The sequence below is a fragment of the Pelatocladus sp. BLCC-F211 genome, assembly GCF_041928655.1.
Taxonomy (GTDB): domain Bacteria; phylum Cyanobacteriota; class Cyanobacteriia; order Cyanobacteriales; family Nostocaceae; genus Pelatocladus.
In genome coordinates, this window is the sequence record NZ_JBHFLM010000217.1 from 1 (window position 1) to 17,830 (window position 17,830).

Annotated in this window: 17 protein-coding genes; 11 read left to right on the forward strand and 6 right to left on the reverse strand. The window is 39.3% G+C overall.

Translation table 11 applies throughout. The features are described from left to right. The 10 genes from ACE1AT_RS26025 to ACE1AT_RS26070 all read left to right on the forward strand — a co-directional run. Positions 1 to 216 (forward strand): cytochrome P450 (locus ACE1AT_RS26025; protein WP_374873678.1); only part of this gene is annotated, 216 nt, incomplete at its 5' end. Between the two features lie 21 nt (positions 217 to 237). Then, on the forward strand, positions 238 to 849 hold the full coding sequence (locus ACE1AT_RS26030) for an SRPBCC family protein (protein WP_374873680.1): 612 nt from the start codon (positions 238 to 240) through the stop codon (positions 847 to 849). Between the two features lie 179 nt (positions 850 to 1,028). Continuing rightward, positions 1,029 to 1,283 (forward strand): hypothetical protein, encoded by a 255-nt coding sequence (locus ACE1AT_RS26035; protein ID WP_374873682.1) that lies wholly within the window; start codon positions 1,029 to 1,031, stop codon positions 1,281 to 1,283. 22 nt (positions 1,284 to 1,305) lie between these two features. Continuing rightward, positions 1,306 to 2,787, forward strand: coding sequence for an NAD(P)/FAD-dependent oxidoreductase (locus ACE1AT_RS26040; RefSeq protein ID WP_374873684.1), 1,482 nt, complete (start codon positions 1,306 to 1,308; stop codon positions 2,785 to 2,787). A 233-nt stretch (positions 2,788 to 3,020) separates the two neighbouring features. Next, positions 3,021 to 3,644 carry a chorismate--pyruvate lyase family protein gene (locus ACE1AT_RS26045; RefSeq protein ID WP_374873686.1) on the forward strand — a complete coding sequence of 208 codons (624 nt, stop codon included), beginning with the start codon at positions 3,021 to 3,023 and terminating at the stop codon, positions 3,642 to 3,644. Positions 3,645 to 3,704: 60 nt separating this feature from the next. Next, entirely contained in the window at positions 3,705 to 5,237 is a 1,533-nt protein-coding gene (locus ACE1AT_RS26050) for a class I adenylate-forming enzyme family protein (RefSeq protein WP_374873688.1), read from the forward strand. Between the two features lie 62 nt (positions 5,238 to 5,299). Next, entirely contained in the window at positions 5,300 to 6,430 is a 1,131-nt protein-coding gene (locus ACE1AT_RS26055) for a 3-deoxy-7-phosphoheptulonate synthase (protein ID WP_374873690.1), read from the forward strand. 82 nt (positions 6,431 to 6,512) lie between these two features. Further along, positions 6,513 to 6,764, forward strand: a complete 252-nt coding sequence (locus ACE1AT_RS26060) for an acyl carrier protein (RefSeq protein WP_374873692.1) — start codon at positions 6,513 to 6,515, stop codon at positions 6,762 to 6,764. A 320-nt stretch (positions 6,765 to 7,084) separates the two neighbouring features. Beyond that, the gene (locus tag ACE1AT_RS26065; protein WP_374873694.1) at positions 7,085 to 9,733 is read left to right on the forward strand and encodes a condensation domain-containing protein; all 2,649 of its coding nucleotides are present in this window, start codon (positions 7,085 to 7,087) and stop codon (positions 9,731 to 9,733) included. 72 nt (positions 9,734 to 9,805) lie between these two features. After that, entirely contained in the window at positions 9,806 to 11,536 is a 1,731-nt protein-coding gene (locus ACE1AT_RS26070; RefSeq protein ID WP_374873696.1) for an NAD(P)/FAD-dependent oxidoreductase, read from the forward strand. 6 nt (positions 11,537 to 11,542) lie between these two features. Here ACE1AT_RS26070 and ACE1AT_RS26075 read toward each other — a convergent pair whose 3' ends face one another. The 5 genes from ACE1AT_RS26075 to ACE1AT_RS26095 form a co-directional block, all read right to left on the reverse strand. Next, on the reverse strand, positions 11,543 to 12,958 hold the full coding sequence (locus tag ACE1AT_RS26075) for a hypothetical protein (protein ID WP_374873698.1): 1,416 nt from the start codon (positions 12,956 to 12,958) through the stop codon (positions 11,543 to 11,545). Between the two features lie 344 nt (positions 12,959 to 13,302). Further along, a complete protein-coding gene (locus ACE1AT_RS26080; RefSeq protein ID WP_374873700.1) occupies positions 13,303 to 13,779 on the reverse strand; it encodes a hypothetical protein in 477 nt (158 codons plus the stop codon). Positions 13,780 to 14,259: 480 nt separating this feature from the next. Then, the gene (locus tag ACE1AT_RS26085) at positions 14,260 to 15,603 is read right to left on the reverse strand and encodes a serine/threonine protein kinase (protein ID WP_374873702.1); all 1,344 of its coding nucleotides are present in this window, start codon (positions 15,601 to 15,603) and stop codon (positions 14,260 to 14,262) included. Positions 15,604 to 15,697: 94 nt separating this feature from the next. Then, positions 15,698 to 16,297 carry an HD family hydrolase gene (locus tag ACE1AT_RS26090; RefSeq protein ID WP_374873704.1) on the reverse strand — a complete coding sequence of 200 codons (600 nt, stop codon included), beginning with the start codon at positions 16,295 to 16,297 and terminating at the stop codon, positions 15,698 to 15,700. Positions 16,298 to 16,433: 136 nt separating this feature from the next. After that, positions 16,434 to 17,123, reverse strand: coding sequence for an urease accessory protein UreF (locus ACE1AT_RS26095; RefSeq protein ID WP_374873706.1), 690 nt, complete (start codon positions 17,121 to 17,123; stop codon positions 16,434 to 16,436). 301 nt (positions 17,124 to 17,424) lie between these two features. Here ACE1AT_RS26095 and ACE1AT_RS26100 point away from each other — a divergent pair, with 301 nt between their 5' ends. After that, a complete protein-coding gene (locus tag ACE1AT_RS26100) occupies positions 17,425 to 17,571 on the forward strand; it encodes a CopG family transcriptional regulator (protein WP_374873708.1) in 147 nt (48 codons plus the stop codon). Positions 17,572 to 17,610: 39 nt separating this feature from the next. Here the strand turns inward: ACE1AT_RS26100 and ACE1AT_RS26105 are convergent. Next, the coding region (locus ACE1AT_RS26105; protein ID WP_374873710.1) for a hypothetical protein at positions 17,611 to 17,830 on the reverse strand (220 nt) is incomplete at its 5' end.

Sequence of the window (17,830 nt, forward strand, 5' to 3'; positions counted from 1 at the left end):
AAAAACCTTCTTGATAAGTTCTATCCATTTGGAATTGGATCGCGTAGGTGTATAGGAGAGTATATAGGACGTCTTCTGATCTTTACCTTTTTCACTAACCTTATGCATAAATGTAAATTTGAAAAGGTGCCTGGAGAGAAAGTGAGTATTGCTCCTCAACCAGCACTCATGGTGTGTCCACAGGACTATAGAGTTGTAGCAAAACCTCGCTTCTAATTTCATTGACAGGAGCTATAGATGAGCAAAACATACGACCTTAACCAAAAATCAGATTTTCCAGCCGTTGATGACTTTAAGACCGAAATGGAATCAAAAACCTTAAATTCTGCTACTGACCCAGCTATTCTAGAAGCTGTGAAAATAAAAATTGAAAAGCTTGAGGGACGGCAACGGAGGATCTTTGCCAAAATTCAGATTCCCTATCAATTAGAGCAAGTCTGGCAAGTTCTCACAGACTATGAAGCTTTTGCTAAATTCATGCCTAACATAACACAGAGCCAAAGATTGGAGCATCCGACTGGAGGCACTTGTATAGAACAAGTTCGCAGCAAAAGTTTTATGGGCATGAAGTTTTCAGCCCATTCAGTTTTCGATGTGGAAGAAAAGTTTCCCTACGAGATTCATTACCAGCTAATCGAGGGAGACTTCAAAGCTTTGTCTGGCTACTGGCAGTTAGAACCTTGGAAATCGTCAGATCAAAAAGCTGGAGTTGACCTTATCTATAACTTTTTAGTTGTACCAAAACCTATCTTCCCATTGGCACTAGTTGAACACATTTTAAGCCATGATGTACCACTGAGTCTGCTAGCAATTCGTCAGCGAGTAGAAGAGTTATTTAGTCAAAAATAACTTACTTCGCCTTGCAGATTTTCCTAACTCAGGTTCCGACTTTTTGCTTTGCAGAAGGGAAGCGCCCTTTTGATTGCCATTATACCTGCACTTGGTCTTTCAGCTGTACCAGTTTTGTGGTCGCCTACTCACCTGCCAACTATGATCGATTCTAGCCATGGTATGGAAAGTTTGAATTTATGCCAAATATGGCGAAGGTCGCGATCGCCACCAAAGTCAATGACTGGATGATTGAGACTAACGCAGAGATGCAAAGACGCCCAGGTATGGTGATGATTGATCCATGCAAATTCCAAAAATCATCCTGCAATTATGCAACGCTGGATTTTTTCATCCTTTTAACCCTTCTCCCTTACCCTTTATCACTACTTGTGCAAGAAGTCTGGAGTTTTTCTAACATCATGGCTTTTTATTGTCTATCAATGACTACTTAATCATTCAGGAGGCTGAAGCTTTATGACCGTAGCAGATTATAAGGAGAATATAGTGTCTAATTTGCCTAAATCTACACAAATACTAGTTGTTGGTGGAGGACCAGCTGGAACCACTGCCGCTACTCTATTAGCTCGAGAAGGTTTTGATGTAACTCTGTTTGAAAGAGAAGTCTTTCCAAGATACCACATTGGAGAATCCCTGCTGCCTTCGTCACTAAAAGTTCTAGACTTACTTGGTGTTAGAGATAAGATAGATGCTTATGGCTTTCAGTACAAACCTGGTGGTCACTATCACTGGGGAGATGAGCATTGGGATTTGAATTTCTCAGATTTATCAGGTAACGTTACACACAGTTATCAAGTACGCCGTGATGAGTTTGATAAATTACTTTTAGACCATGCCAAAAGTCAGGGCGTGAAGGTTTTTGAAGGAACAGAAGTCGCTAACTTGTCCTTCGAGAATGAGCGACCAAAAAGTGCAACTTGGTCTCAAACTAATGACAAAAGTCAGACAGGAGAGATATTCTTCGACTTTCTGATTGATGCAACTGGTCGTTATGGTCTGATGGCCAATCGTTACTTAAAGAATCGAGAATATCATGAGGTATTTCAAAATGTAGCTATCTGGGGATATTGGAAGAACGCTGACAGGCTGGACAACGGTAGAGAGGGAGCTATTATTATTGAATCTCTCAAAGATGGTTGGTTATGGGGAATTCCACTGCACGATGGCACAATCAGTGTGGGTCTAGTCGTCCATAAAACCATCTATAAGGAAAAACGCTCTAAGAGCCTGAAAGAAATTTATTTAGAAGGTATTGCTGAAAGCTTAGACCTAAAGCGGTTATTAGAGCCAGGAGAGCTTGCATCAGAAGTGCGTTCTGAGCAGGATTACTCTTACGTAGCTGACTATTTTGCTGGTCAAGGTTACTTCATGATTGGGGATGCTGCTTGCTTTTTAGACCCCTTGCTTTCAACTGGAGTACACCTTGCCACTTTTAGTGGACTTTTGAGCGCCGCAAGTTTAGCAAGTGTCTTACGCAAACATATTACTGAAGAGGAAGCAATTTCCTTCTTTGAAAGAACTTATAAGCAAGCTTACTTGCGTTTGATGGCAATGGTTTCAGCCTTCTACGAAAATAGTAAGAAGGAATCTTATTTTTGGCAGGCTCAGCAACTGACTAAAACTCGCCAGAGCGACAAAGACAAAGAAAAATTACACCAAATGTTCTTGAATGTGGTCTCCGGTATGGAAGATATGTCAGACGCTGAGGAAAACTCAGAAGAGCTATTTCTAGAGTTATCAGAGCGGTTACGGGAAAATTGGTCTCTTCGTCACAAGCAAACAGCAAATGATTTAGATAAGACAGAACAGGAAAAATTGCTTACTAGTAATCAGTTTGTTAGTCGGTTAAATGGTCTGTTCTCATTATCAAAAGAATCTGCTGTTGAAGGACTTTATATCGTTACGACACCACAGCTAGGTTTGGCTAAGGTGAATTAGGCAACCAATAAACAATGGAATGTGGGACACCGAGTCCCACGTTTCCGATGAAAATGTTTTGTTTAGATTGAGTAGTCATTGCCTATTTCAGGAGAAAAATTCTCATCTCACTTCAATGGTTGAGAATTACCACTCCGCAATTGATTTTTTCTGTTAATGCTTAATTCCTATAAGAGAAAGGGATGTTTTCTCAGAGAAGTAAACTAATTGATAATTAAGGATGGTATTTAGTTATGATGCATTTTCAAAAGGAATCTTTATCAACTGTTGACTTGAAGGATAAAGTCAGTTTACCAATTTCTATCCTAAAAAATGATTCACAGGAATCTCCAAGTCGCAATAATATAGAGCCATCTAATCTGAGTACTTTTCAAAGGATTTTGCTGACAACAAACGGAACAGTTACAGATATATTAGAGTATTACGCTTCTGAACAGATCCGAGTAGTTAAGTTATTTGAGCAACTTGTCTCACTGGCTCATGATATTCCAACGATGGAGTTGAAAGAAGGAACAGAAGTCCTTGTAAGAAAGATTCTGCTTCAGGGAAAAATTAGCAGAAAGAACTTTCTTTATGGAGACTCAATTATTGTGCCTGAAAAGCTAGATGAAAAATTTAGAAAAGCCCTCCTAGAAACTAAGATGCCAATTGGCAAGCTCTGGTTTGAGTTAAGAGTGGAAACATTTAAGGAAATTTTGGATACTAGCAAAGAACTTGCGGAAAATTTAGCTGAATACTTTCATATTCAGCCACACGACAACATGCTTTCTCGGACTTATCGAGTAATCAATAATCGCAAGCCTATCATGATGATCACTGAGAAATTTCCTGAAAATTATTATCTGGAGAGCTTTTAAATGGTTTATCTATTCGGTGATTTTAGTACTTATATTTGCTGAAGATTGTGAGGTACTAGTATGTTGACGCAATTATTAGCTGAGGTTGTGTCGAATCATCCTGAGAAGACGGCGATTGTTTATGATCAGACTAAAATCAGCTATCAAAAGCTTTACTCTAAAATCAAAAGCTTTAGTAAAGGATTAAGTTCTATCAGTGTTGTAAAAGGGGATTGTGTTGCGCTTTTCTTGCCTAATTGCCCCGAATTCATAGTTAGTTTTTATGCGATCGCTCGCTTAAATGCAATTATTCTTCCGCTTAATCATTTGTTTAAGGCAGAAGAAGTTAGCTACTATCTGAATGATAGTGATGTCAAAGTCATCATTACTGATTCTCAACGCGCTGATATATGCCGAAAGATTATCTCTGATTTGGGGAAGAAAATAGAGTTAATTGTCATAGACCAGGTTCAAGCTCCAGCAAAATATTTCTACGACTTAATTCTTCCAGAAAGCAAAGAAGTTTATGAAAGTACACTATCTTTTGAAGGTATTGTACTCTACCAGTATTCATCTGGTTCTACAGGTAGACCCAAGAAAGTATGTAGAACTCAGAAGAATCTATATCACGAGTTGAGAAGCTTTACCCAAAGCGTGAAAGTTACATCATCAGACAATATTTTATGTACTGTGCCTTTATACCATGCTCACGGTTTGGGCAACTGCTTACTAGCTGCTACTGGCAATGGAGCAACACTAGTTATATTAGAGCAATCCACGCACAATGGTGTGTCAATGGAGATACCATTTGTCTTTAAATGTCCAAGAGTATTGGAACTGATAAAAGCTGAGAAGATCACCATTCTTCCTGGTGTACCTTATATTTTCAATTCTTTGGCAGAAACTCCTGTCAGTGTTAAAACGGATTTATCTACATTGAAATTGTGCATCTGTGCAGGAAACTTTTTAGCAAAGGATATTTTCAATAAGTTTCTGCAAAGGTTTGGAGTTCCTATTCGACAGCTTTACGGTTGTACAGAAGCAGGTTCTGTCTGCATTAATCTAGATGAAAATCCAGAACAAACTTGGGATTCAGTAGGTACTCCTCTGAAAAATGTGGAAATCAAAATCATTGATGAACAAGGTAATGAGTTACCTGTAGGACAAAGTGGCGAGGTAGTCATCAAAAGTCAAGCTCTTACCAATGGGTACTACAATATACCTGATCTTAACCAACAAGCCTTTAAGGATGGAGCATTTTTTACAGGTGACTTAGGAAAAATTGATGAAGCAGGTCGTCTTTATATCACTGGTAGAAAGAAAATATTGATTGACACAGGGGGTCGCAAGGTTGATCCAATAGAGATAGAGAACATTTTGAGTATACACCCACAAGTTAAGGAAGTTGTTGTTGTTGGTGTTAAAGGTGTTTATGCGGGTGAACTTGTCAAAGCTGTTATTGTTCTTAAGGAACCAAAACAGTGTGATGAACAAAAAATATTTTCTTACTGTAAAGAACGTTTAGCAGAATTCAAAGTTCCGAAAATTGTGGAATTCCGTGATGAAATTCCTAAGAGTCCTCTGGGGAAAGTCCTGCGAAAAGCTTTAGTTTAGTGAGCAGGAATTTCAGTAGTAGCTCTAATGTAGCTCAAAAATTCGTAACTTTCTTGAGTGTTATGGACATTAGCAAGATACTTGATACTAATATTGAATCCTGGAGTGTTTTAATGACTCCAATGCAGATGAAAGAGCAATTGCCCATAACCGAGGTTGCTATAAAAACTGTATTGCGAGGTAGACAAGCTGTCAAAGATATTCTTGACGGGAAAGATTCCAAAAAATTCATTGTTGTTGGTCTCTGCTCCATCCACGATGTCAAGGCAGCTCTGGAATATGCACAAAAATTGAAAACCCTTGCTGATAAGGTCAAGGATAAGCTGCTCATTCTCATGAGAGTTTACTTTGAGAAACCTAGAACTACTATAGGATGGAAAGGGCTAATCAATGATCCTGACTTAGATGGTTCTTTTAACATTGAGAAGGGGTTGTTGACGGCACGTAATTTGCTGATAAATATTGCTGAGTTGGGATTACCTACTGCTACAGAAGCCTTAGACCCCGTAACACCACAATATCTCTCTGATTTAATTTCTTGGGCTGCGATTGGAGCTCGTACTATTGAATCTCAAACCCATCGTGAGATGGCAAGTGGGTTATCCATGCCAGTAGGCTTTAAAAATGGCACTGATGGTAACATCCAAGTTGCTCTTGATGCTATTCAATCAGCTAATAAATCTCACCATTTTTTAGGGGTTAATCAAGTAGGTCAAGTCTGTATTTTCAGAGCAAAAGGAAATGACTATGGTCATATCATTTTACGTGGAGGAGGTGGTCAACCTAATTTTGATGCCGCAACTGTAGCTTGGGTAGAGAAAAAGCTAGAGGAACTTAATTTGCCTCAGAGAATTGTTATTGATTGTAGTCATGGAAATTCCTATAAAAATCATAAGCTACAGAGTACTGTTTTTAACAATGTTCTCCAGCAAATAGCAGATGGAAATAAATCCATAGTTGGTATGATGCTTGAGTCAAATCTGTATGAAGGAAATCAAAAGATTTCTCCAGAACTGCAAAAATTAAAGTACGGTGTATCTGTAACAGATGCATGTATAGGTTGGGAAGAAACAGAAGAAATAATTCTATCTGCTCATAAAAATTTCAGTGCAGATAGAAACATCACATTGCACACTTGTGGGATGGTTGTATCTGGAACTCCTGTCCGAAACTTACTGACGACCATAGGATAAGTGTTTACAACTGCATAATTTGAGAATCGCAAGACCATTTTGTGGAGTAGCAAGATTTTAGTAGTTTTGTTTGGAGAGGGTTATGACAGTTGAAGAGCTAAAGCAAAAAGCTAAAAATATTGTTTCAGAGTTATTGCCAGATGTTGGTAATGAAGACATTGCAGATGATACTGACATCTTTAGTCTTGGACTAGACTCAATCAATGCGATGACGCTAGTTTCAAGTCTGCAAGATAACTTTGATATTCAGTTGGAAACAAGCGAATTTAACTTTGAAAATTTTCAAAACATAGCAAATATTATTGAAATGATCAGGAGAAAGAAAGGATTATAGGATTTTTGCCTCAATCTTGATTCGTGTAAAAAGATTAGAAATTCTTGGTAAGTTAATTATCTAATCTCTGTTTGCAAATGTGGTGTTCCTGATATTTAATCATACTTGCAATACAGACTACATAATTAACTTTCCTAAATTGCGACAACATATTTCTACTAGCTAGTGGTCTGGCAACCGAAAATTGCTGAGTGTAGTACGACGCGGAGACGCGGAGAAAGTCTACCCAGCAAAGTTGACTTGCCAGACCACTAGGAAGTCACGAACCAACTTTGATGGGTGTAGGTGGGGAAAGGTTAAAGGACAAAGGATACTCTAGTATGTCACTAGAAACGATGCACAATAGGAATCAAAATGCTCATTCTGCTTTAGAAATTAAGCAACACAACCAGACTAAGTCATCACAAGAAGCTCAGAAAGACCTCTGGGAGGCAATTAAAACTGTAATTAGTTTGCAGAATCAGGCTCCTCCGTTAGTACCAATTTCACGTAACGATAACCTTCCTCTGTCTTTCTCTCAAGAACGGTTATGGTTTTTGGAGCAGTTAGAATCTAGGAGAGCATCTGCTTACAATATGCCCTCAGCTTTTCGGATTACAGGAGAGCTAGATGTCGTTGTACTACAGCAGAGTCTCAACGAAATTTTGCGACGCCACGAAGCTTTACGAACTACCTTTTCATCCTTTGAAGGGAAACCAATTCAGGTTATTCACCCTGAACTGACTTTAAGCTTACCAATCATTAAGCTACAAGATATCTCTCCAGACCAACGAGAGACCAAAGCAATGCAGTTAATAAAGGAAGAAGTTCAGCGGCCTTTTGACCTGAATCAACTGCCACTTTTGCGAACTACATTGCTGCATCTAGACGAAGATGAATATGTGTTGCTCCTAACCGTTCACCACATTGTCGTTGATTTTTGGTCCAAAGGGATTTTATTTCAAGAATTGTCAGCACTATACGAAGCCTTCTCTACTGGAAAGCCTTCTCCTCTTCCTCAACTGCCCATACAGTATGCTGATTTTGCTGCATGGCAACGCCAATGGTTGCAAGGAGAGTTTTTAGAGGTGCTACTTGAATATTGGCAGCAGCAGCTTGGTAACAACCTTTGTGAGCTACAACTACCTACAGATCGGGAACGATCTACCTTGCAACCTCGTCGAAGCGCCCACCAGAAGTTAGTACTACCAGAGGAACTAACGAAAAAACTCAAGACACTGAGTCGTCAAGAAGGCACAACTCTTTTTGTAACGCTATTAGCTGCCTTCAAGGTGTTATTGCATCGCTATACAGAGCAAGAGGACATCTTCTTGTGTAGTCCCATCGCTAACCGCAATCGGAAAGAAGTTAAAGGACTTATTGGTTATTTTGTCAACTTGCTGATTTTGCGTACTGACCTCTCAGGCAACCCTACCTTTCGAGAGTTACTGAAGCGAGTACGTAAAATTACATCAGGAGGTTATGCTTACCAAGACCTGCCAGTACAACAATTGGTAAAATCCCTTAATTTGCTTCAAACTCCTCTGTCTCGCGTAATGTTCGGTCTCCAAAATACTGCCATACAAACTTTTGAACTGCCTGGTTTAACCGTGAGGAGTTTGGATATTGATAGTGGAACAGCCGATTTTGATTTGTATCTTTATTTACTGGAAGAAGAAGGTACACTGAGTGCAATCTTGAAATACAATGCGAATTTATTCGATGACACTACTATTTTCCAAATGCTGAATCATTTCCAGACTGTGTTGGAAAATATCATTATCAATCCAGAACAGTCCATCTTGTTACTGCTGCCTTTAGATAAAGCAGAGCAACAGCAATTGATCAATAAAAAGCAAGGAAAATCAAGCTCTAACCAAAAAAGAATCTACATAGCACCCCGGAGTCCGTTGGAACTCCAATTAACCCAGCTTTGGACTCAGGTTTTAGGTATCCAATCTATCGGTGTAAAAGACAACTTCTTTGAACTAGGGGGAGAGTCATTGCTAGCAATGTCTCTGTTTGCTCAAATTGAGAAGATATTTGATAAGACTCTGCCATTAACGACTTTACTCCAAGCGCCCACGGTAGAGCAGCTAGCTAAAGTTCTCAGTCAGGAAGTCAATTCAGTTTGTTGGTCTTCATTAGTACCAATTCAGCCTAGCGGTACTAAACCACCTTTATTTTGCATACATGGTCAACAGGGTAATGTTCTCAATTTTCGGAAGTTATCCCAATATCTAGGTTCAGATCAACCTCTTTATGGATTGCAGGCTAAAGGGCTTGACGGAAAAGAGTTACCATATTTTCATTTGGTAGATATAGCAACGCACTACATTCAAGAAATACGTACGCTTCAGCCAGAAGGACCTTATTTTCTAGCAGGGAACTCGATGGGGGGTACAATAGCCTTCGAGATGGCGCAGCAGCTGTACAAGCAAGGGCAGCAAGTGGCGTTTTTGATGATGTTTGACACTTTTGGTCTAGATTGTTTTCCACGATTGTCTTTTAGGCGACAGCACTACTGGACATACCTTTTCCAACTCGGTATATCTAAATCTCTCTTAAATGAGGTGAATGAGCTTCTTCAAAGAGAGGTACAGGAAATAATCAGTAGGCTTTATCTAAGCCTTGGTCGTCCCCTATCGCGAAATCTCCGAAACGAATTAGTTGCCGAGGCTAATATGCAAGCTAAAAGGAGTTATAAAGCGCAGACCTATCCAGGTTGTGTAACCTTATTGCGAGCAAGTCAACCAGCTTCATTTACAAAGCTGTATTTACCTACATCTGAAGATTGGTACAACCGGGATACCCAACATGGCTGGAGCGAAGTCGTGGGTGGAGGCTTGGAAATCTACGATATACCGGGCGATCACTTTTCTATCTTTGAAGAACCTCATGTGCAAGTATTAGCAAAGAAGTTGAGGGATTGCTTAGACGAGGCACAAACTAAGTATCAAAAGAGCATTGCTAAACTGGCAACCATATAGACACCTAAAACGCTTTTTGTTCAATTGTAAAATTATCATTTTTTTGCAAAGTCATTAAGAGGAAGGTTGATCATGCACAAGAATATTTATGATGTTGCTATTTGTGGTTCTGGTTTAGCTGGGTTAACTCTGGCACGACAGCTAAAGTTAAAAATGCCTGACATCTCAGTTGTTGTTATTGACAGGCTGGGTCGTCCCCTACCAGAGGCTAGTTTTAAAGTCGGAGAATCATCTGTTGAAGTGGGTGCTTATTATCTAGCTAATGTTGTGCAATTAGAAGATTATCTTGAAAAGCATCATCTTCATAAACTTGGGCTTCGGTATTTCCTTGGTGACACAAGCGGCCCCTTCCACAAACGACCTGAAATTGGGCTTTCAGAATTTCATCTACCTAATTCTTATCAAATAGATAGAGGCAAGCTGGAGAATGATTTACGCTCCTTGAATGCTGAGGCGGGTGTGGAGTTGTTAGAACATTGTTTGGTTAAGGACATTGAGCTGGCTACAAGTTCACAAAATTTGCACCAAATTTTATATATTCAAGGAAATAATAAAATAACTCAAACCATTCAAGCTCGTTGGGTAGTTGACTCTATGGGTTATCGTCGGTTTCTACAAAGTAAGCTTGGTTTAGCTAAACCCAAAAACTCCCAATTTAGTGCTGTGTGGTTTCGCATAGAAGGTCGTTTTGATGTCAGCGATTTTGTTCCCAGCACCGAGAAGCAGTGGCATGAGCGAGTTCCTAACAACAACCGTTATTACTCCACAAATCATTTGTGTGGTGAAGGATACTGGGTCTGGTTAATTCCTTTGTCTACTGGATACACAAGTATTGGAATTGTTACCAATGAAGATGTTCATCCTTTTAGGACATACCATAGCTACGAAAAAGCATACCAGTGGTTAGAAAAACACGAACCTGTAGTGGCATTGCATTTAAGAAGCAAACCACTAGTAGACTTTATGAAAATACCTCAGTATAGTTACTCGTCTAATCAAATATTTTCGGTAAATCGCTGGGCTTGTGTGGGTGTAGCTGGTGTATTTGCTGATCCATTCTATTCTCCTGGCACGGATCTGATTGGCTTTGGAAATTCCTTAATCACCCAGATGATTGAACTTGATCGTGAGGGTAAGCTAACTCAGCAAACAGTAAATGAAGCTAATCGCTTTCTTTTAACATACAACGAGAGTGTAACGTTAAATATTCACAACGCCTACTTATGTTTTGGCAATGAAATGGTAATGGCAATGAAATACATTTGGGATGTCTTATCTGCATGGGCATTCAGCGCACCCCTGATGTTTAATTCTCTATTCCTTGACTCAGACAAGAGAGCCAAAGTTCGCAAGGGAACTGGACAATTTTTCCTGTTAGCACAACGCGTGAATCAATTGTTTAGAGATTGGTTAGCTAAGTCAAAGCGACGGGCGTCATTTGAGTTTATAGATTATTTGCGAATTCCCTTTGTAAAAGAATTGCGATCGCGTAATTTAAAGACTAACAAAACAGAGCAGGAGCTAATTGATGACCATCTAGCTAGCATAAAACTTTTTGAAGAATTAGCTCAAGTAATATTCTTATTGGCATTGGAGGATACAATGCCAGAGAAGTTAGCTGATTTTCCATCACCAGTATGGTTAAATGCTTGGGCTATTAGTTTAGATCACGAGCGATGGGAGATTGATAGGCTTTTTCAACCAATTTCACAACCTCGTGATTTGCGCCCAATAATGCAACAACTTCGGGAAAATATTCACTTCCGTTCGGTTCGGTGTTTCGCAGGGAGTTTAAGCAATTGACAACTACTAGCCCTGCGCCTCTCTAATAAGCTGATTCCACGCTGCAACTATAACTTGTAAATTCCGCGGTAAGCGATTCTGAGAAATATCGTTGTATTGAACCGTACCATCGCTACTAGTCAGAGTATAAATCATGTAATCGGCTGCACCAGAAGGCGCAGGATAACTGAGATTCTGAAATTCGTTGGCTCCTTTATCTTCTAGCAATTGCTGAAACTGTCGTAACTTTTGTAAAGAAACGCGGCGAACACTACGTTCAGAATCATTAGCATCACCCATGCGAGTCCGAATCAAAAGTCCATCATCCAATAAAACAGTTTCGTAGGTTCTACCAGCAAAACCACCACTAGAAATTTGACGGAAAACTACGCCACTTTCTAAAAGCGGTGGTAACTCACTAGTAGGAATTGGCACAGGTTTAAGACTATTATTGACGTTAATTTTACTAGCTTGTTTATCTAGCCTAATCGTATCTGGTTCACCAACTCGGTAAACCAAACGCTGTTTTCCATCACTGACAGTTACTCGCCAACCAGGTACAATACTTGGCGCACATAAAATCAGTGGTTCGCTAATGCCTAGACAACGATCTGGCCATTCTCGCCGTTCTACTCTAACTATCCGCAGTCGAGAAAATGGTACTCCTAACTCTTCTTCTGCATCTGCCAAAATAGCATCAGATATAGATTTCGGTAAAGCGCTACTGCTTGCATTTTGATTGAGTCTGACTTGAGAACCATCACGATTAGCGCGATAAACTAAACGTTGTTTTCCTGCTTGCAAGTTTACTTCCCAAGCTTGCTGGGCAATCTGAATACAAGCCTCATCAGGACGTGGTAAACCTAAACAGCCATCTGTGGTAATTTGCTTAAAGTTAACAATGCGTATTTTAGAAGTAGGCAACTTTGTCAGTTGGGATGCAGCAGCTAAAACAGCATTTTTCACAGAAGTAGGTAAATTTTTTGATTGGTTATTTACAGAAGTAGCAGGATTAGCTAAACGTAAAGAACGCCCATTACTATTAGTGTGATAAATCCAGTTTTGAGTCCCATTAGATACGATTACCCGCCAACCCGGAACCAAAGCTTGGGTACAAAATTCATCTGGTTTAGGCAGTCCTAAACAACCATCTGACCAAGTTTGTTGATGATATTCAGCAATTTTCAATTTACTGGGCAGAACTCCCTGAGTGCGCGATACATCTCGCAGGACAGCCCTTGCTACTGGTAAAGGTAAACCGTTACTTTTATGATTGATGTCTAAAATTTCATTTACTTTTTCTGGCAAAATATTTCTGGGAGCAGCAGTAGCACTCTTTAATAATGTGAAATTGCTACCAACAGACAAAATGCCAGTTAATATCAAAGCGGTGAAAAATTTTATTTGTTTGGTGGTAATATAAGTTTTAATGCTGGTTTTCATGGGAAATACTGCCAAATAAACTCAATAATAATTAGCTATAATCATTAGTCAAAACTTAACTAATGACAACAAACAGAAATATCCAAAGATAAATCTATATATCACCCTATTGTTGAGTGAATCAGGATGTTTGTTAAGTGTTTTTTGTCAACACAGATATAAAACTGGACGGAAATAGTTTGACCTTTTGTTCCTAAATTGTAGTTATGTAAATTTATAGTTAAACGCAGAGGGACGCAAAGTCAGCGCGGAGGGGCGCAGAGTCTTTCCAAAGATAATTCGCTGTGAAATGATGAAAGTTTGCACTTTGGACAGATACCAAAATACAAAAATGCGATCGCTTGCTATCCGACTAGAATATGATCGGGCAAATCAAATCTAATAGTCGTAGCCGCCCAGTCTTTGAGGTCTGGCGCTAACAATACCAGTTTTCGCAGAATTTCATCGTTTACCCATAGCACCAAGGGAAACTGAAACTTTTTAGCAAACTCATCACGCATTAAATTGGTGGAAATGATGAGTTGATTAATTGCGATCACCGACTCTAAACCATGTACCATTAGAGCTTCGGGCTGATTAGAACCAAGGGTGTTGGTAATACTGGTATACAGGGTTTCTGCGGAAGCCGACAAAGATAATTCAGCGATCGCCATTGGTGAAAATTCATGTAACAAACTCAGTAAGTGCTGTTTGTTGTGAGAATTACAGCAAGCTAAAAGTAAGGAAAATTGACCCTTGGAAAGGTTAATCGCCCTAGCTAATCTTGCGATCGCGGCTGTGGTGCTTGTGTGATGATTTTCTGCCTCAATTAAACTGATCATTGCTTCATCTAAGTATATTTTTATATAGTTTTCTCAATCAGCAGCAATAGAGATGGGGAACGGGGAATAGAAAAACAAATAATGTGTGTAATTAAATTGTGTCTAAGTATTTAAAAGGCAATATCTAAGTAAATATAGGGCGACTATCAAGTTACAGCTTGATAATTATACCTACAGTAATTCTAGCAGCTAGTCTAGTAGATCACCATAGAATTACGGTTATTTTTAAGTAAATTTTGCTAAATATAAAATTTTCGACTAGAGCAGGCTGATTTTTCACGTAAGTAGAGACGCGAAATTTCGCGTCTCTACAAATAAACCTGATTTTTAGCATGTAGAGCGTTGCACTGTAACGTCTCTGGTGGATTTAAATGTTAATCGATTTGTTTTATCCCTTGCAGTATATGGAAGCATATTTTGGATTGACTCCACAGCCCCCGAATGGGCAGGAGGGGGATTGTATCCTCAAGGAATAATCAGTCAAAGTCCTAACCAATCTTTGATTTCTTTAATCAACCATTGCTGTTCGACATCAGCTATTTCTGGACTAAATGCACCAAATTTGTATTTTTGAACTCCTGCTTCAATGCTAATTGCCATCAAGGGTCGATGATTCACAGAAATTGATTCACGGCTGACACACACATCGTGAATAGCTGAAGTATTTCCTCGCTTTCTGCGATAGCATTGACCAAATAATTCCCACTCCATGAAAAAATATTTATGATCAAAACGAATATATACTTCTCCAAAAGCAGGAAATAGCAACATACTCAGTGGTAATAAACCAACCATCCAATGAATTAATAAAAAAGGATGAAAAATACCTCTTGTGAACAAAAGCAGAATTCCATACCATATACTCACAAAAAATAATAAAAAACTATCGGAAGATTGTATTCCTCGTGCGGGAATTTTAATTGCTAGATAGTTAGCTGTTTTTTTAAGATGAATCCGGCTACCATGAGGTTGAGAAACTATACCAGGAGGGTAAGTAGTTAGACGACTGTTGAAAACTTCTAAAGCTTGAAGCGCGGTGTCAAACCTTTGGTCAACATCTGGTTCGGTGAGGGTTTCTAGCCAACGCAGAAAATGAGGACTTAAATGAGTGCGATCGCTAAATTGAATCCGCATATTTCGTTGTGGTAAATCGGCGGGAGAAGTACCTGTAACTAAATGAATTAATGTAGCTCCCAAAGCATAAAGATCGGAAGCTGGAACGGCTCGACCACCAAATTGTTCGATTGGTGCATATCCATAAGTTCCCACGACTGTAAAAGTAGCTCCTTGGGCTGTAGCTCGATCTTGTACAGCACCAAAATCAACCAAGTAAACTTGTTGTTCTTCACCCAAAATTAAATTACTTGGTTTAATATCCCGATGTAAAACATGGGGGATTAATGAGTGTAAATAAATCAGAATTTCTAAAACGTCAGAGGCAATTTTTCGGACTTGTTCTTCAGTAAATTTTTGTCTTTGATTGAGTAATTCTTTGAGAGATGAACCAGGGATATATTGTTGAACTAAAGCAAACCAGAGAATACGATCATCAATCGAAAAATAATCGCGATACTTAGGTATCCGAGCATGGTTTAATTGTTTGAGAACATCTGCTTCTCGCTCAAACAGTTTCAAATCATCCCAATGTACCTGATCACCAAACGCTAAAAACTTGACTATGACTAATTCTGCTGGTTGAGTTGCGAGATCCTCAGCTAACCAGGTTTGACGCCCTGCATTTTGTCCCAATTTTTGTTTGAGTTGGTAGCGAGACTCTTGTGGAGTCGCTTCGCGAACGCGCAATATTTGCCCCGCCTCAAGCATGGATAAATACTCCAGTCAAGCGATTTAATCTCAATGTAACAAGTTTTGAGAAAATAAATGGTGAATACACTGAATATTGGTCATTGGTCATTGGTCATTTGGTAAGGGTTTGTAAATATCCTGCTGCAACACAATCATCTATTAATTGCTGAATAAAAGGCCATAATTTGGGTGTACCTGCTTCTATCGGAGCTACGCGCCGCATGACTTGATCACGGGAAATATTATGAATGCGCCAAGTTCCGCCTTGAGTTTGTTGGTTGTGCAGTACAGGTTGAATACGGTCTAAAGCTGCGGCAAAATGAGCAGTGGGTGTTTGTTGTAGTTCAAATTCTTCCCACAAAGAACGTAATTCACTTTCTTGATCTACAGGTAAAAGTCCAAATAGTTTTTTTGCTGCTTCGGTTTCTTTTTCTGCTTTGCTTAAATTGCCTTGCAAATCATAACAGAAGGTATCACCTGCATGTATTTCAACTAAATCGTGAATGAGCAGCATTTTAATTGCCCGTAGAATGTCAGTTTCTGGTGGAGCATATTCTGCTAAAATTATCGCCATGATTGCGATATGCCAAGAATGTTCTGCACTGTTTTCTTGACGTGAGCTATCTGTCAGCAAAGTTTGACGCCAAATTTGCTTGAGTTTGTCAATTTCAATAATGAATTGAATTTGTTGAGTCAGTCGATTCATTTGCATAATAAATCCAAAATCCAAAATCTAATAGGACTTACGCAAAATCATGAAATAACTAACCACAAAGGACACAAAGGACACTAAGAAATAAGAGCTTGGGAGAGTTATTGTGTAAGTCCTATCTAAAATCCAAAATTGATTAGCTCCTAAATAATCTTGTATACAGCGTTTCATGTCTCATACTCGCCAAAGATAATCCCCAAGTACAGCAACTGAGTTCATCATCTTCTAAATTGAGAATTTGTGTTGTGGCGTGACTAAGTAAAGGTTGTAGTTCTAGTAATAATTTTTGCCCGGAAGTTTGACCGAGAGGAACGAGTTTAACTCCGGCGGTAATTAAATTATTTGCCCAAGAATATAGATATCCTAGTAAGGCCGCTTGTATATTTATTTGCCAATGGGCAGCAGCAATACTAAAAGCGATCGCATAATTACAAGAATTACCCACAGCATCGGCGATCGCTTGAGTTTGTGGTTGTAATTCGACTAGCAAACGCATGAGCGATCGCCCCATTCCCAAACTCGAAGCGCGTAATTCTTCGGTTTCCCTCGCCGCTGATAACCAATTATTCCAACTAGATAAATTCTCCAAATCTCTCGCCTGTGCTGAGTGATAGCCTCTAATCATCACAGCGGCTTCGATGCGAATCGCCCCATAACGCAATTCCATTTCTATCCAATGCTTGAGATTTTCTGGATGAGCGATCGCGCCATCTTCGACTAAAGTTTCTAAACCTTCAGAATAACTATATCCGCCCACTGGTAAAGCCGGACTAGCCAGTTGCAACAGACACAACAGATTAGGATCAGTAAGAGTGATGGTGTCCATGTACATCTGTTTTAAGCGTAGGAGTATTAACCACCGAAGGAAGTTGACGAGTGTGAGTTAAATTTAATAAGCCTGTCGTGGGTGTTTGACAAAGAATGGTTTGTGGCATCATATTTAATAAGACCTTAATAGAGGTTGGGTAAAAGAGGCGTTGTCTACTTGGTCGTGGGAACGCCTCTCTTATTTGTATATTAATACGACTGACGATTATTTGCAATATCTTTTTAAGTATTATTTCATAATATTGTATATTTATAGTATCAACAGCTATACTGGATACGTCGCGTGAGGAAATAGTACTTTGACTGAAAAACTGAGCCGGACTAGTATCACAATTCCAGATCCACTGTTTGAGTGGTTTAAACAGTATTGCAATAAGCAGAAGCGATCGATGTCAGCTCAAATCTGCTTTATGATTGAGCAGCTTAAGGAATCTCAGGAAAAATAAAATCTCACAACACCCTGAGATTGCAACTTTTGTTAGAAATCAAAGTATTGATTGTGTCAAAAACTTGACAAACCAGAGTGACGGATCATACTCTGATTCAAGTGTCTCGAACCTGATCGACACGTAAAGTTTCCGGGAGCTTGGTAGCCCCTCGGCTTTAGCCAGGGGCGGAAAAGCGACATTGCGGCTTGAGCCGCAGTCTCTAATTTGATAGAATTGAGCAATCCCAGTAGGAATAATCATCGGCGTGTTGAAGCCT